The following is a 14,347-nucleotide window of genomic DNA, read 5'->3' on the forward strand; positions in this document are numbered from 1 at the left end:
TGGGTCAGGGCACCTTCTCTTTTACAAAGGGGCCGCAGCTCTCGCGGTGGCCGGGGTAACACTTGTCGGATCCTGAAAATTCGTCGGCGATGACCTTATCCCACTTGCTCGGGTGGTCCCCGAACTTCAGGAGCTTGCCCTGGACCTTGTGGAGCAGGGTCTCCAGGATGATGCCGTTGTTGTTGGCGGTAAAGGTGTTGATGAGGCCGCCGTTGACCTCGTAGCGTCCTTCGTAAAAGCCTTTTTCCGGGTCGTAGAGGCCGGAGACCGCGTCGTAGAGCAGGTCCGTGTACGGGGTCTCCCAGAGGGTCCAGAGGCCGAAGGCCCCTTTCAGGGCAATGGCCGAAAACTGGGGCACGTAGGTGCCGTCCTCGGTGATGGTGTTCCAGGTGTAGCCGTCGGTGTAGATGGTGTCGTAGACAAAGTACGGAGGGCCGTCAAGCTGGTGCTCGGTGCGGGCCGTGAGGATCCCTTTCATGCGGTACCTTGCCTCCTGCACCGCGTAGATCCGCTGGGCAAAGTCCTCGGAGACCGTGTCGGAGTGGGAGCGGTCGTTGTCGTCCCTGTCCGTGGTGAGGTCCCAGTTAAGTTCGATGCCGTCCAGCACGTAGCTTTCGCACACCACGTAGTTGTGGGCCACCAGCTCCCGGGGGTCCCGGGTGTCGTAGGGGACGTCCACGTCAAACATGAGGATGTAGGCAAAGGGCTCGGCCTTGGAGGCCCGGGTGGTGTCAAAGCCCCAGAGCTGGAACCCTTTGGCCGCGTACTCTTCGTAGCCCAGGCGCCCCTCCTGGAGGTACTGGGGCTGGCCGTCCTTGAGGATTGCCCCGTACATGGTGCCGCACCGGTCCAGCACCTGGCAGAAATCCCAGCGCAGGATAAAGCTGTCGATGGCGTTGCTGTGCTCGGGGTAGCGCTCCTTGATGATGCGCAGCCAGATAAGCAGGCGGCCCAGGTCCAGGGCCGAGTAGCCGATTTCCCCGGGCTGGTTGGCGTAGTTCACCTTCTGGGCGGTCTTGGTGTTGTACGCCTTGTTGGGCAGCTCTCCCCTGAAAAAGTCCAGCTCGTTAAAGGTCTTTAAGATGGCCGTGAGGCGCATGTTGAGTTCGTTCTTGTCGACGATGCCCAGCTCATAGGCGGACACGAGGCCCCCAAGGTAGGAGCCGGTGTCCCACATGGTGGTGGAGGGGTAGGCGTTGACCGCGTTCACCAGGCCCGTTTCCGGGTTGTAGTTGTTCTCGAAGTAAACCCAGGCCACCCTGGCCAGGGCCATCTCCTCTTCGGTAAGGGCGCCGTTGCGCCCCACATGGCGCGGACCGTCCCGGGGCGGCTCGGGCTTTTTGTCGATGGCAATGGCCTCGATGCGGTCCTCCTCTCCGTCGTCGTAGGAGGGGATGAACCGGTAGCCGTCCGGGGAGCAGGCGCCGAGGATGAGCAGGAGCATCCCGGCAGCGGCACCGAACAACACCGTGCGTCGGGCTGGGGTCGGAGTGGTCATGGGGTCTCTCCTTCGGGGTGGAGCCGCACTGCGGTCTGCGGCTCGGACTCTTTGGCGTCGCTGGTGCCGTGGATGGCGACGAGTTTTCCTGTCTGCTTCCTGCAGAGGCTCTCCAGGACAATGGCGTTGGTGTTGCAGGTGATGGCTTTGTTGGGAGCCCCGCTCTTTTCGTAGAGGCCGGAGTACCAGCCCTTGGCCGGGTCGTTGAGCCCGGCCACGGCGGTCATGAGGCGGCGGGTGTAGTCGGTGTCGAAGATGCAGTGCCAGCCGAAGGCCGCCTTGGTGCTGAGGCTCTTGAAGGCTGAGGCGTCCTCTCCGGCTTCGGTGATGCAGTTCCAGATCTTTCCGTCGGTGAAGACCGTGTTGTAGACGAACCAGGGGGCGGTGTCGATGTTGTCCTCACTCACCGCCGTCAAGATGCCTGTGGCCTCAAACCTTCGCTGCTGGGCCGTAAAGACCCGGTAAGCGAACTCCCGGGAGGTTTCGTCCCAGCCGTATTCCAGGGCATCCAGGATAAAGGGCTCGCTGACCACGTAGTTGTGGGCGTGGTAGATCTCCGGGTCCCGGCTGTCGTGGGGCACCATGACCCCGTAGACATCCACGAAATCGAGGAAGGCCGTGTAAGAGAGGGCCCGGGTCACGTCCAGGCCCATGAGGGCAAGGGACTTGGCCGCGTATTGCTCGTAGCCCACGCGTCCCTCCTGGAGCAGGAGGATCTCTTCGTCGTCGTCCAGGGCCGCCCCGTAGAGGCTTCCTTCCTGAATAAGGGCCTCAAAGTCCCAGGCCGAGAGGATGGCGGCCACGCGCTGGGTGTGGCGGGGGTGGTTCCAGACCAGGATGTTCATGGGGGTGAGGATCCGCCCGATGTCGATGGCCGACCATCCGATGCCCCGCTCCGTGGGCCGGTTGTTGTAATCCACCATGGCGCCGGTGACGGTGTTGTAGGATTTGTTGGGGAGCTTGCCGTCAAACAGGGGCAGGGTTTCCAGGGTTTCAAGGAGCGTGCCCATGCGGCCGTGGAAGGTCCCGTCGTCGATGAGCCCCAGGCGCCGGGCCGAGATGAGTCCCATCATGTAGGAGGCGGTGTCCCAGAGGGTGGTGGCGGTGTAGCCGTCCACGGAGTTGACGAGGCCGTTTTCCTGGAGGTTGTTCTCAAAGTAGGTCCAGGCGATGCGGGCCCAGGCCATCTCTGTCTGGGACAGGGACGCCGGAGCCCCCATGGCAAGGTCGGCGGTCTCTTCGATGACAAGGGCCGGGGCCGCGGCCTGCTGGAACTCGGCCCGTTCCAGGGCGATGACCGTGCCGAAGGCGGCAACGAGTCCCAGGAGGAAGACGATGTGACTGCGTGCCCTGAGCAGGCCTTGGGTAAAGGTCATGGTGTCTCTCCTTCATCGTTCGGGTCGGGTTTCCAGAAGGCGGCGGCCACAATGCCCCACATGGCCAGGATGTTGTTTGCGCCCCAGAAGGCGTTGGTGAGCAGGCCGTTGACATTGTCGAACCGGCCTGCCCAGGCCATGAGGCCCGCATAGACAAGGCCTGCGGAGGTGAGGACCATCACCAGGATCTGGGGGACCACCAGGTGGGCGAAGTTTCCCTCCTGCCGGGTCTTGGGGGTCACGGGAAAGGAGATCTTTTTTCCCCTGAGCACGGTGGTCAGGGCCCGGAAGTTGATGGGGAAAAACGAGAGGTAAAAGGACTGGCCGGACCAGGCCGCCACCCCCCAGGTGCCCACCATGGTGGCCAGGGTGTTCAAAAAGAGGAAGGGGAGCACGTGCTTGTAAAAGTCCATGGAGTAGGCGGCCACCGGGGCGATGCCCGTAAACAGGTAGATGATGGGGGCCGCAAGGAAGATGACGTTCCAGATGCATCCTAAATAGGACCAGAAGGTGGAGGCGTACATGAGCTTCTGGGGAATGGTCATGCCCCGCCTGAACAGGGGGTTGTCGTTCAAGGCCACGTCGATGGTGCCCCCGGCGTACTTGAACCGCTGGACCGCCCAGCTTACCAGGTCCTGGGTGGAGAGCATCTTGGACTCTATGGGGGGGTGGAACACCGACTTCCACTGCCGGTCCGGGTCGGAGTGGAGGACGATGGAGGTGTACATGTCCTCGGAGACGTGGAATTTGTAGGGCGTCAGCTCGGTCTCCAGGGCCAGCTCCCGCTGCATGGCTTCGGTGAGGTCGGACTTCAGGGAGAGGTCCTTGATGTCCCGGGTGATGTTTCCGATAAACCGGTCCATGGCCGTGGAGTAGGACTTCAGGGCCGCCTCCATCACCGCCTCACGCCGGTGGATGGAGCCCGCCCCGCAGCAGAAGGAGGCGTTGGCCCAGTTCCTGCGCCGCTGGATCACGTCGTAGAACATCTGGGGGCTGTTGCAGAACGGATCTTCCCCCACCATGACCGGACCCACGATCTTTTCGATGCCCCGGCCGAGGAGGTGGCCCGGGGTGCCCAGCCGCTTTTTCATCACCTGGGCAAGGGGGGTGCCCGGGGGAAGCTCGAAGAACCACTGGGGGGTCTGGACCCAGGCCACGTCCGGGTCCCGGAAGTAGCCCAGGGTGCGCCGGAGCATGGTGGGAAAGGGGCGGGTGTCGGCATCGCAGATGACGATGAAGTCCCCGAAGGTCTGCTCCATGGCGTTTCGCAGGTTGCCCGCCTTGAATCCGATGTTGGAGTCCCGGGTGATGTAGTTGACCCCCTCCTGCCGGGCCACCTCTTCCATGGCCGGGCGCTTGCCGTCATCCAGCACATGGATGGTGAGATCCATGGGGTGGGGGTAGTCCATGGCCTTGGCGTCCAGGATGCTGAGCCTTACCAGCTCCGGGTCTTCGTCGTAGGTGGGAAAGAAGATGTCCACCTGCAGGGGCCGGTCCTCAAAGGCGTCCGGTTCGGAGACGCACTGGCGGATGGAGGAGGGGGGCTCTTTCATGGGGATGTCCCGCACGGCCCAGAGGTTGATGACAAAGAGGATGAGCCCCACATAGGCAAAGGTCTCGGCCGTGGCCAGGGGTACGGCAAACCAGAGAGCCTCGGGGTTCAGGGAGTCGGTCCATCGCCAGGCAATGTACCAGAACCCCACCCCCAGGCTCATGGTGGCCAGGAACTGCCAGAGAAGCTCCCGGGGGATGGAATGGGGGATGGGCTCCGGGGGCAGGACCGATTCGTATTTTTCGAAATAGGCGGTCATAAGGTGGTCTCCAGGGCCCTTAAGCGGACCATCAGGCCGATGAGGGCTGCGTTGTAGTCGATGGCGTACTCGTTGGTGGCGTAGGAGGTCTCCTTGTCGATGTAGCTCCTGAGCCCCTTGTCTTTGGGGGCCACGCCGTCTTCGGCGTTGACGTTGGGCCCGCCCACCAGGAGCCCCGGGATGTTGATGCCTACGGCCCTGCCGTAGAGGTGGTTGACGTGGCTCACCGAGGTTTCCCCCAGGCCTGTGACGTAGCTTATGCCAAAGGGGTTGATCCCCAGAAGGTAGTTGAGCTGGCTGGCGGCCGCCGACACATGGGCGGGGTTTTTGGTCTTCTCGGCAGCCAGGGCCAGGGTGATGCCCTCTTCGGCGATCATTTTATTGGATCCCCAGATGATGCGGGGGTTGGCCGTCATCCAGGGGCTTTTGCGTACATTGGCAAGGAGGCTGTCCGCCCTGCGGAGGAGCTTGGCCTCAAGGGCTGCGGAGACCTTGCCCGGTGTGTTTTTGTGGCGCAGGAGGTTGGCCATGCCCAGGGCCGAGGGGTCTTTCCACTCAAAGAGTCCCCAGGGGAGCAGGGGCAGGATGCGCTGCACCTCTGAAAGAAAGGGGGCCTCTCCCGTGGTGATGTAGAGCTCGGCCGCAGCCCAGAACCGGTCGTCTATATCCGTGGTGAGGGTGGCCTCCCGGTCGATGGGACCGGCAAGGTAAGGACCGGAGCCCGTGTCGTCCCCCTTATGGACATCCACCACCATCTCCGGGGTGGCTTCAAGAAAATTCCAGCCGCGCCGGGCTGCCTTAAGGCAGGTCCCGGCAAAGGCGGGATCTTTGGTTCTGTAAACCCGGGCTGCCATGGCAAGGGCCGCTGAAGCCTTGGCGGTTTCCGGGGAGGAGATACCGTAGAGGTAGCGGATCTGCAAATCCGCGTCCGGCGGGATGGCCGCGGGCCAGGATGCCCCGGAGAGCTTTCGGTAAAAGGCGCCGTCGCTTCGCTGCATGCGCAGCATCCAGTCAAGGCCCACCCGGATCTCCGCAAGGGTATCGCACAAAGGGCTTTTCTCTTTGTGGGGCAGGGAGAGGTCGAGGCTTTCAAAGAACGCCGGTGCCTCTTCCCAGGCCGCGAGGAGCCTGCCCACCGTGACGGCGGTGGTGGCCACGTATTTTCCGAAGTCTCCGGCATCGTGCCATCCGCCCCGGGCGTCCACGGTAGAGCCCGTGGCGGCAAAGGCATCTTCATGGGCCACCACCCCGTCCCGGGTGTGGCAGGGCTCGTGGACCAGTCCGGTGACAGGGTCGTTCAGGGCCGTGCCACAGCGTTGCAGGGTGTAGGAGCGCAGCAACAGAGTCAGGCCGTCATGGAAGGCCTTGGGGCTGACCTCAAAGGGGGCGGAGCGTACCCCCTGCCAGGTGATGCGGTAGCGGCCCGGCTGTGTGAGCCTTGAGAAATCCAGAACCCTCAGGGCGGTGCCGTGGGGCTCTTCCCGGTACGGGGTCCCCGGGGCGATCTCAAGGATGGGGGAGCCGGTGTTCTCGTCCACCAGGGTGGCCCGGGCATCCCGCGCGCCCTTCGGCTCTCCGGTGAGCAGGGCCAGCTTGGGCAGGTGGGGGAGGTACCCCACCTGATTGACCAGGATGCGCGTGGGCTCGGACCTCGGGTGCAATGCGTTGCCGAGGCTTGCCACGGGCAGGGCGGCAACCATGAGGGCAAGGGCCAGGACACGGGTCACGGTTTGTCTCCTTTTTCCACCCTGAAATCCAGGGCGTTTGTGGCCAGGACCCCGCCGTCTGGCCCCTGGAGGGCCGCCTCCATGCGGTAGTCCCCTGGGCTCAGCCCGGCCCGGGAGAGGTGGGTGATTTCTCGGGCGCTGTCTGCCTCAACGGTAACGGGCGTCCGTGTTTTGGTGAGGGTTTTGCCGCCTTGCATGAGGGCCAGGGTCAAGGTGGCCTCGGGGATTCCCTCCGGCCGGTCGTTGATGACCCAGAACCGGGCGGTGACGGTTTCATTTTCTGCCCAGGTCTCCTTGTCCATCTCGATGCTGGGCAGCAGGGGCTGATAGGCCAGTTTCAGGGCTTCGTAGCCCGGTTTCGGGTGCCTGAGGTAATCCACAATGGCCCAGTTCATGGAGGGCCAGCCCTCCACGAACATGAACTGAAAGATGCCCCCCACCGGGGCAAAGCGCTGGCGCCTGTACGATTCCGCCGCAAGCTGGGTAAGCTTGGCCTGGTAGGACTGGGTGGCGTGGATCAGCTCGTCGACGGACTCTCCCCGGGGGATTTTTGCGATTTCAAAACTCTCCCTCTCCTGGAAGTTGTGGTAGGCCCAGAGGTCCCATGCCTCACGGGTCCGGGGCCAGAGGGCGTCCGGGGGCAGAAAGCTCTCCAGGGTCTTGCGTGCGGGCAGGGCCTGGGCCCCGTACTCCGAGATAAGGGCCCTGTCCGTGGGCCGGGCATAATCCCGCCAGTGCCCTGAGTACCACCCCAGCCAGGGGTGGTCGGCGGTGGGGGAGATATTCTGTACGGGCCGGGTGGCATCGGCTTTGGCCAGGGCCCGCCCCACGGTTTCGCCCAGCAGGCGGTTCTGGCCCGGGGTGTAATTGGGGTATTTCCACTTCATCCACGTGGCATCCCAGGGGGGCTCGTTGTGGCCGCACCAGGTGAAGATGCCGGGGTGGTTGTAGAGGGAGACCACCATCTCCCCGGCCTGCCGGGCGGCCTCGGCGGCAACCTCCCTGTCGTCTGAGTAGCCCCACTGCAGGGGCATATCCTGCCAGACCAGAAGGCCCATTTCATCGCAGAGGCGGTAAAAAGCCTTGGGTTCCACGTGGGCATGGACGCGGATGGCATTGATGTGGGCCTCTTTCATCATCCGAAGGTCTACTGCCAGGCGCTCTTCGGTCATCTCCGAGAGCCACTGGGAAGCGATGTAGTTGGTGCCCCGCAGGAAGATTCGTCTGCCGTTGATGAACCAGGTGCCGGAGTCGGGATCCCTTCGGACCTCTCGGAACCCCATGGTCTCCGAGCGTGTATCCAGGATTGTTTTGCCCTGGCGAACCGTGGCCGTGAGGCGATAGAGGGCGGCCTCTCCGTGGTCCCAAGGCCACCATAGCCTGGCCTCGGGCACGGAAAGGACCATGTGGCCCGTAAGGGCAGTGCCCGGACAGGGGAACTCCGCCCGGGTGGTGACGGTTTGCGTTGGCTGGCCCTCTGCCGTGTGGGGCGTGATCCCGAGGAGGACCTCCACGGTCTCCCCTTCCATGTTCGGTGTGGCCAGGTCAATGGCAACCCGGGCCTCGGCGCCGGTGCCCGTAAGCTTCGGGGTGACGGCAAGGCGCGTGATGGCAGCTTTTCGGGTGATCCGAAGGGTTACCGGCGCCCAGATTCCACCGCAGTTTTTTTCCTGCCCCCGGTGGGACCAGGCACCGCCGGGGCGGGTGTCGTGGTGGTTCAGCACCCCTTTGATGAGGCGCTTGTTCAGGCTCCACTCTTTGCCGTACTCCTCATTGGGGCTGTTGACCCGCACGGCGATGAGGTTTTCTCCTTGCGTGAGCCGGTCCGTGACATCAAAGGCAAAGGGGGCGAAATAGCCCTGGTGGTGGCCCACCCAGTGGCCGTTGACCCAGACGTCGCAGGCATAGTCCACGCCCTCAAAGTGGAGCCGGGCCAGGGCGTCTTTCGGCAGGTCAAGGGTCACGGTTTTTCGAAACCAGACCACCCCGGCGTGGTCCAGGCCTCGGAGGTACCAGTTGGACGGGAGCTCCATGAGGGTCCAGTCCCCGTGGGAGAGGGCCGGGTCAAAGAGGTTCTCAGGGCCCAGGCCCCCTGTTTTGTAGTGCCAGGGGCCGTCCAGGGAGAGCGCCTGCACGGCATGGTTTTCAGGCGATGCGTCGGGAGGCGCCTGGGGCGTCATGCAGGCGACACACCCCATCACCACCGCCAGGAAGACGGCGACCCAGGCTCCTGTGCGTACCGGGCCCATGGACGGTATGGGGCGCTCAGGTTTCATGGGGGGACCTCTCCGTCGGGGGGCGCTGTGCCCGAAGAAGGTTGCCCGAATTCGGCGCCCCTGCACAGGGCCCAGGGACGTGAGGGGTCCTGGTACGCGGGGGCGGACCGATGCTTGTCCCGCAGGAGGTCCAAAACGGTTTTAACCGGGGCGAAGGTCTCGGGGGGCACCTCCACGAACACGGTGTTCCATCGTGCCATGCCGCCGTTCCAGAGTCCGGGGTGCTCCAGGGCCTTGAGGTCTCGCCCGGCCTTGGTCTTTCTGGAGATAAAAACCGCCTCCGGGTCCGTGAATTGGGTAAGGTCAAAGGTCCGTCCCTGAAAGTCCCGGAGCCCCAGGACCAGGTCCACGGGGTTGAAGTGGGTGGCGGACTTCAGGTGCTCCTGCTGGCGGGGAGAGGACGGGTCCACGGACGACGCCTCCACGATCTGCAGGGAAGGGCCATTGTCCTGGCCTACCCAGAAGGGGCCTCCCCCGGCCTCTCCGTGGTTTTCCACCACGCCGCAGACGCGCAAGGGGCGATGCAGCCTGTCGATGATCCAGGTGCGACGGTGGGGGGGCGAGGCCCGCCGGATGGACTCCGGAATGTTGATGTTGAGGCAGCTTTGGGCGAATTCCATGGCTTCGTCGGCCATGGTGGGCGGCCCGGGCACGCTCAAGAGCTTGAGCCACCTGAACGTGTCTGCCTGGAGGGTGAGCAGCAGCCCGGCCAGCGCCTTTTTGAATCGTGTGGTGGGGGGCTTTAAAGGGTCGGGGACCACGTTGTCGATGTTTTTGATAAAGACGATGTCCCCTTTCAGGCGGTTCAGGTTGTCCAGAAGGGCCCCGTGGCCGCCGGGTCGGAAGAGAAGGGAGCCGTCGTCCTGGCGGAAGGGGTTACCGGAGAGGTCCAGGGCCAGGGTGTCGGTGCTGCTCTTCTGGGTGGAGAAGTGCAGGTCGAAACGGACACCTAAGCGGGACTCGTAACCCTGGCGCACATGGTTGAACAGGGCTTCGAACCGGGGCTGGTGATCCATGGAAACCGTGAAGTGGAGCCGGCAGATATCCCCTCTTCCCCTGGCGTAGTGGGCCGCCTCCACCAGGTGCTCTTCAAAGGCGGTGCGGGGACCTTCCGGGGCATGGTGAAAGAGGATGAGGCCCTTGGGGCGCCGGGAGTAATTCAGGCCCACGGGGTGAAGGAGGTAGCGCAGGATCCGGAGGTGGTGGCTGCGGTCCCGGAGCCGGGCCAGGGGAATCCCTTCGTGGGCAGACAGCACGGAAAGGGCCTCATAAAAGGCAAACTTGTCCAGGTTCGCCATGAAGGTGACCAGGGTCTTGCTGGCGGCGTCTCCTTTGTCTGCTTTTTTCTGGACCCAGTCCGGCTCCACAAAGGCGTCGTCTTTTTCCATGCGGATCAGGTCCTGAAACATGCGGGTGGCCGCCCCCGAGGCCGGGGTAAATTTGGTGATCTCCCGCCTCGGGGCTTCCCGCTCGTAACGGGCGATGCACTCCCGGATGGTGTCCGGGGAGAGCCGGATGATGCCGTCGTCTATGGTGCAGGGCCTGTCCAGGGGAAGGTAGGGGACCCCCTGCTCAAGGGTCCTGAGCTGCTCTGTCGCCTGCTCCTCGGAGATGCCCCGGGCGGCTAAGGCCTCACGGTCTGCCTGTGTAAAGGAAGGTGTCTTCATGGGTCTCCTTGTCCCTTACCCGGGGTGTGGGGAGGCAGAGGGCGCCTGGTGGGGATCTGTGTGACCGTCGAGGAGGGGGTGGGGCCCGAAGTTTTTGGTCATCTCAAGGGTGTTTTTGCCGTTGGCCGTGCAATAGGCCACCTGGTCCATGACCTGGTGGATGATGAACAGGCCCATGCCGCCTTCGGGCAGCTTGTCCAGATCCTCGGGGTCAAAGTCCAGGGAGGGGCTGACGGCCGGGTCCATGCTCAACCCGGTGTCGCTGACCTTGAAGGCGATGCGGTCGAGGTAGAGGTCCACGTCCACCTCCACGCGGTGGCCCGTGGTGTTCTGATACGCGTGTTCAATGGTGTTGTTGATGGCCTCCACCACGCAGGCCTCGATCTGGTAGACCTCCACGTCCGACAAAGGGATCTGGGAACAGATTTTGTTGATGGACAGGCCGATGAGGGAGACGTCCCTCAGGTTGCTGTCGATGGCAAAGGTGATTTTTTTTGAATCCATGATGGGCTCCTCCTGAGGGGTCAGCTGGAAAGGGCCTGGACCGCTTCGGTCTCCGTATCGAACATCCGGAAGACCCGGTCCATGCGCGTGAGCTTGAACATGCTCAGAACGGTTTCGTCGGCTTCGGCAATGACGAAGGCGCCGTCCCGGCCCACCTGCTTGAGGCAGGAGACGATGGCTCCCAATCCGCTGCTGTCGATGAAGTTGAGGCCTCCCACATTGAGGACGATGCGCGTGTTGCCGTCGTCGATGTAGCGGGCCATGTCCGTGCGAAAGTCCACGGCCACCTTGGCGTCCATTCTGTTCTCAAGGGAACGGACGATGAAGACCTCTCCCTCTTTGCGTGTCTCTAAACGCATGTGCTGCCTCCTTAAAGTATGGCGATTATGCCCACCGGGTCAGACCTGGGGCGTTGCATTCCAAATGTCCTTTGCGTATTCCATGATGGTGCGATCGCTGGAAAACTTGCCCATGCGGGCCACGTTGAGGATCGCCTTTTCCATCCAGGTACTGGGCGTGGCGTAACAGGCTTCCACCTGCTCCTGGGCCGTGATGTAGGTCGCCAGATCGGCAAGGTGCAGGTAGGGGTCGTATTTGCTGAGCAGGCTCTCGCAGACCGGGATGAACCGTCCCGGGGCGTCCGGGCTGAACCGGCCTGTGCCCAGGGCATCCAGGATCCGCTTGATGGCCGGGTTGGTCTCGGCGATCTCCCAGGGGCGGTAGTTGTGGGAAGCCCGGATGGCCTGCACCTCCCCTGCGGTGAGGCCGAAGATGAAGATGTTCTCTTCCCCCACCTCTTCCATGATCTCGATGTTGGCCCCGTCCAGGGTGCCGATGGTCAGGGCCCCGTTCATGGCAAACTTCATGTTGCCCGTGCCCGAGGCCTCTTTGCCTGCCGTGGAGATCTGCACGCTCAGGTCGGCTGCCGGGATGATCTTTTCGGCAAGAGAGACCCGGTAGTCCGGGATAAAGGCCACCTTGAGGGCATCGCCCACGCGCTCATCGCTGTTGACGGTCTCGGCCACGCTGTTGATGAGTTTGATGATGCGCTTGGCCGCCTCGTAGCCCGGGGCGGCTTTGCCTGCGAAGATGTAGGTGCGGGGTACCTCGGGGATTTTGCCCCCCTCTGCGATCTCCAGGTACTGGTGGATGATGTGAAGCAGGCAGAGGAGCTGCCGCTTGTACTCGTGGATGCGCTTGGCGTGGATGGTAAACAGGGAGTCCGGGGAGACGGTGAGGCGGCAGGTGTCCCAGATGGTCTGGGCCAGGATCTCCTTGTTGGCCCGCTTCACCGCGGCAAATTCGTCCTGGAACGCCGCATCGCGGCTCAAGGGGGCCAGGTCTTCGATTCGCTCCATCTGGGTGACCCATGAATCACCGATGTGTCGGGTGATCAGGGAGGTCAGGCCCGGGTTGGCCTTGTAGAGCCAGCGCCGGGGTGTCACCCCGTTGGTTTTGTTGTTGAACCGTTTGGGGTAGAGGGCATAGAAGTCGGGCAGGAGCTCGGTTTTGACCAGCTCGGAGTGCAGGGCGGCCACCCCGTTGACCGAATGGCTTCCGATGATGGCCAGGTGGGCCATGCGTACCTGGCGGGGGTGGGACTCTTCGATGATGCTCATGGAGGCCAGTCGGCCCGTGTCTCCAGGCCACTTGGCTTTCACCTCGTCCAGGAACCGGTGGTTGATCTCAAAGATGATCTGCATGTGCCGGGGCAGCACATACTCCATGAGGCCCACGGGCCATTTTTCCAGGGCTTCGGGGAGCAGGGTGTGGTTGGTGTAGGCAAAGGTGGCGCGGGTGATGGTCCAGGCCCGGTCCCAGGAGAGGGCATGCTCGTCCACCAGCAGGCGCATGAGTTCGGCAACGGCCAGGGCCGGGTGGGTGTCGTTGAGCTGGATGGCCACCCGATCGGCAAAGGTGTTGAAGGTTTTGTAGTTTTTAAGGTGGCGGTTCACGATGTCCCGGATGGCACAGGCCACGAAAAAGTACTCCTGGACCAGTCGCAGTTCCCTGCCGGACTCCATGGCGTCGGAGGGGTAGAGCACCTTGGAGACGGTCTCGGAGGTCATCTTCTGCTCCACGGCCCTTAAGTAGTCGCCGGTGTTGAAGATGTCCATGTCGAAATCGTCGGAGGATTTGGCCGCGTAGAGCCTGAGGGTGTTCACGGTCTTGCCCCCGTACCCGGCCACGGGCATGTCGTGGGGGACCCCGATGAGGGTCTTCCAGTCCATCCACATGGGGTTGTAGTTGCCGTCGCGGTCTTTGGCGTGGACGATGCGCCCGTACACCGGGATGATGCACTGCTCCTGGGGGCGTGTGATCTGCCAGGGGGTGCCGTCCCCCAGCCAGTTGTCGGGCTTCTCTTTCTGGTAACCGTTGTCGATCTCCTGCTTGAACAGACCGAACTCATAATTGATGCCGTAGCCGTATCCGGCCAGGCCCAGGGTGGCCATGGAGTCCAGAAAGCAGGCGGCGAGCCTGCCCAGGCCACCGTTGCCCAGGGCGGCATCGTGCTCCTGGGCGCGGATTTCGTCGATGTCGGCCCCCATGTCTGTCAGGCTTTGGGCAAAGTCTTTGAAGAGCCCCAGGTTGTACAGGTTGTTCCCAAGGGATCGCCCCATGAGGAATTCAAGGGAGAGGTAGTAAACACGCTTTGCCTTTTTTTTCTCATACCGGGCTTCGGTCTCCATCATCTTGTCGATGAGGTGGTCGCGCACGGCAAGGGCTGTGGCTTCGTAGAGGCTTGGGAGCGTTGCCTGTTTCTCCGGGGTGCCCAAAGAGTACCTCAGGTGTCGGGAAATAGACTGGCGATGGGGTGCTGACGGCTTGGCAGACTTGGCTTTGGCTTTCATTCAGTCCTCCGGGATGGGGTGGGGCCTTCTGTGAGTCGCATCGCAGCGGGGTGCGAGCAGGGCCGTGTTGACGTCGACACCTTTGATGAGAAGGGTCGAGGGGCTTACGGGTCGAGGTTGTGTGGCGTCTGCCGTGTTTCCCGGGGAGGCATCACGTGGGTTGGGAGGGGCATTGTCTTGCCGTGGCGGCAGGTGCCATGGTCCGTGGGACCGTTATCTGGTGCGTCGGGTTGGCGGCGATGGGGTGAGACTCCGGCGAAGGGGCCTTCGTGCGTGGAACCATGGGGGCTGGGCGCCATGGATATGAAAGGCGAGCATTACTTATAATTGGTTATAATTACTAATTAATTGCATGGTTTTGGTTGCCGTGTCAAGGGAGAAATCTCAGGGTCCGGATACGGGGCTGAAGGGGATGCAAGGTCCACGGGGGCTCCTGCGTGTGGGAAACACGTGAAAAGATCCGCAGGGCCTGGGGTTTGAAAAAATAACCGCCGGTCACTATTCGTGTTGACAGCCTTGGTGTTGATCTGTAATCTTTTAGGTATTCCAATGACTAAGTGTACTGTATCGAAATGGCGCCGAACGTGGGGAGGCCGTGACACAGGATATCCAGGTCTGATGGTACCGGCAAAATGG

Annotated in this window: 9 protein-coding genes; all 9 read right to left on the bottom strand. The window is 62.8% G+C overall.

Going from position 1 to position 14,347, the window contains the following annotated elements; translation table 11 throughout:
- Positions 1 to 4: 4 nt before the first annotated feature.
- Genes ACOYW2_RS00330 through ACOYW2_RS00370 form a run of 9 tightly spaced genes read right to left on the bottom strand, consistent with a single transcriptional unit; the run spans position 5 to position 13,711 of the window.
- Positions 5 to 1,498, bottom strand: a complete 1,494-nt coding sequence (locus tag ACOYW2_RS00330) for a DUF3131 domain-containing protein (RefSeq protein ID WP_482421242.1) — start codon at positions 1,496 to 1,498, stop codon at positions 5 to 7.
- A complete protein-coding gene (locus ACOYW2_RS00335) occupies positions 1,495 to 2,874 on the bottom strand; it encodes a DUF3131 domain-containing protein (protein WP_482414741.1) in 1,380 nt (459 codons plus the stop codon). The genes ACOYW2_RS00330 and ACOYW2_RS00335 overlap by 4 nt, the downstream gene beginning before the upstream one ends.
- On the bottom strand, positions 2,871 to 4,685 hold the full coding sequence (locus ACOYW2_RS00340) for a glycosyltransferase family 2 protein (protein ID WP_482768988.1): 1,815 nt from the start codon (positions 4,683 to 4,685) through the stop codon (positions 2,871 to 2,873). Before ACOYW2_RS00340 ends, ACOYW2_RS00335 begins: the two co-directional genes overlap by 4 nt.
- On the bottom strand, positions 4,682 to 6,412 hold the full coding sequence (locus ACOYW2_RS00345; protein ID WP_482768989.1) for a glycoside hydrolase family 9 protein: 1,731 nt from the start codon (positions 6,410 to 6,412) through the stop codon (positions 4,682 to 4,684). The genes ACOYW2_RS00340 and ACOYW2_RS00345 overlap by 4 nt, the downstream gene beginning before the upstream one ends.
- Positions 6,409 to 8,688, bottom strand: coding sequence for a glycoside hydrolase family 2 protein (locus ACOYW2_RS00350; protein ID WP_482768990.1), 2,280 nt, complete (start codon positions 8,686 to 8,688; stop codon positions 6,409 to 6,411). The genes ACOYW2_RS00345 and ACOYW2_RS00350 overlap by 4 nt, the downstream gene beginning before the upstream one ends.
- Complete coding sequence (locus ACOYW2_RS00355) at positions 8,685 to 10,355, bottom strand: DUF4301 family protein (RefSeq protein ID WP_482768991.1); 1,671 nt, start codon at positions 10,353 to 10,355, stop codon at positions 8,685 to 8,687. Before ACOYW2_RS00355 ends, ACOYW2_RS00350 begins: the two co-directional genes overlap by 4 nt.
- A 15-nt stretch (positions 10,356 to 10,370) precedes the next feature.
- Positions 10,371 to 10,859, bottom strand: coding sequence for an ATP-binding protein (locus tag ACOYW2_RS00360; protein ID WP_482768992.1), 489 nt, complete (start codon positions 10,857 to 10,859; stop codon positions 10,371 to 10,373).
- A 20-nt stretch (positions 10,860 to 10,879) separates the two neighbouring features.
- On the bottom strand, positions 10,880 to 11,218 hold the full coding sequence (locus tag ACOYW2_RS00365) for an STAS domain-containing protein (RefSeq protein WP_180137150.1): 339 nt from the start codon (positions 11,216 to 11,218) through the stop codon (positions 10,880 to 10,882).
- 39 nt (positions 11,219 to 11,257) lie between these two features.
- Entirely contained in the window at positions 11,258 to 13,711 is a 2,454-nt protein-coding gene (locus ACOYW2_RS00370; protein WP_482768993.1) for a glycogen/starch/alpha-glucan phosphorylase, read from the bottom strand.
- Between the last annotated feature and the right edge of the window lie 636 nt (positions 13,712 to 14,347).

It is taken from the genome of Desulfoluna sp. CLI2B (assembly GCF_056847375.1).

Coding starts and splice junctions, on each gene's coding strand:
- ACOYW2_RS00330 (WP_482421242.1), bottom strand. CDS start 1,498: ATGACCACTCCGACCCCAGCCCGACGCACGGTGTTGTTCGGTGCCGCT.
- ACOYW2_RS00335 (WP_482414741.1), bottom strand. CDS start 2,874: ATGACCTTTACCCAAGGCCTGCTCAGGGCACGCAGTCACATCGTCTTC.
- ACOYW2_RS00340 (WP_482768988.1), bottom strand. CDS start 4,685: ATGACCGCCTATTTCGAAAAATACGAATCGGTCCTGCCCCCGGAGCCC.
- ACOYW2_RS00350 (WP_482768990.1), bottom strand. CDS start 8,688: ATGAAACCTGAGCGCCCCATACCGTCCATGGGCCCGGTACGCACAGGA.
- ACOYW2_RS00355 (WP_482768991.1), bottom strand. CDS start 10,355: ATGAAGACACCTTCCTTTACACAGGCAGACCGTGAGGCCTTAGCCGCC.
- ACOYW2_RS00360 (WP_482768992.1), bottom strand. CDS start 10,859: ATGGATTCAAAAAAAATCACCTTTGCCATCGACAGCAACCTGAGGGAC.
- ACOYW2_RS00365 (WP_180137150.1), bottom strand. CDS start 11,218: ATGCGTTTAGAGACACGCAAAGAGGGAGAGGTCTTCATCGTCCGTTCC.
- ACOYW2_RS00370 (WP_482768993.1), bottom strand. CDS start 13,711: ATGAAAGCCAAAGCCAAGTCTGCCAAGCCGTCAGCACCCCATCGCCAG.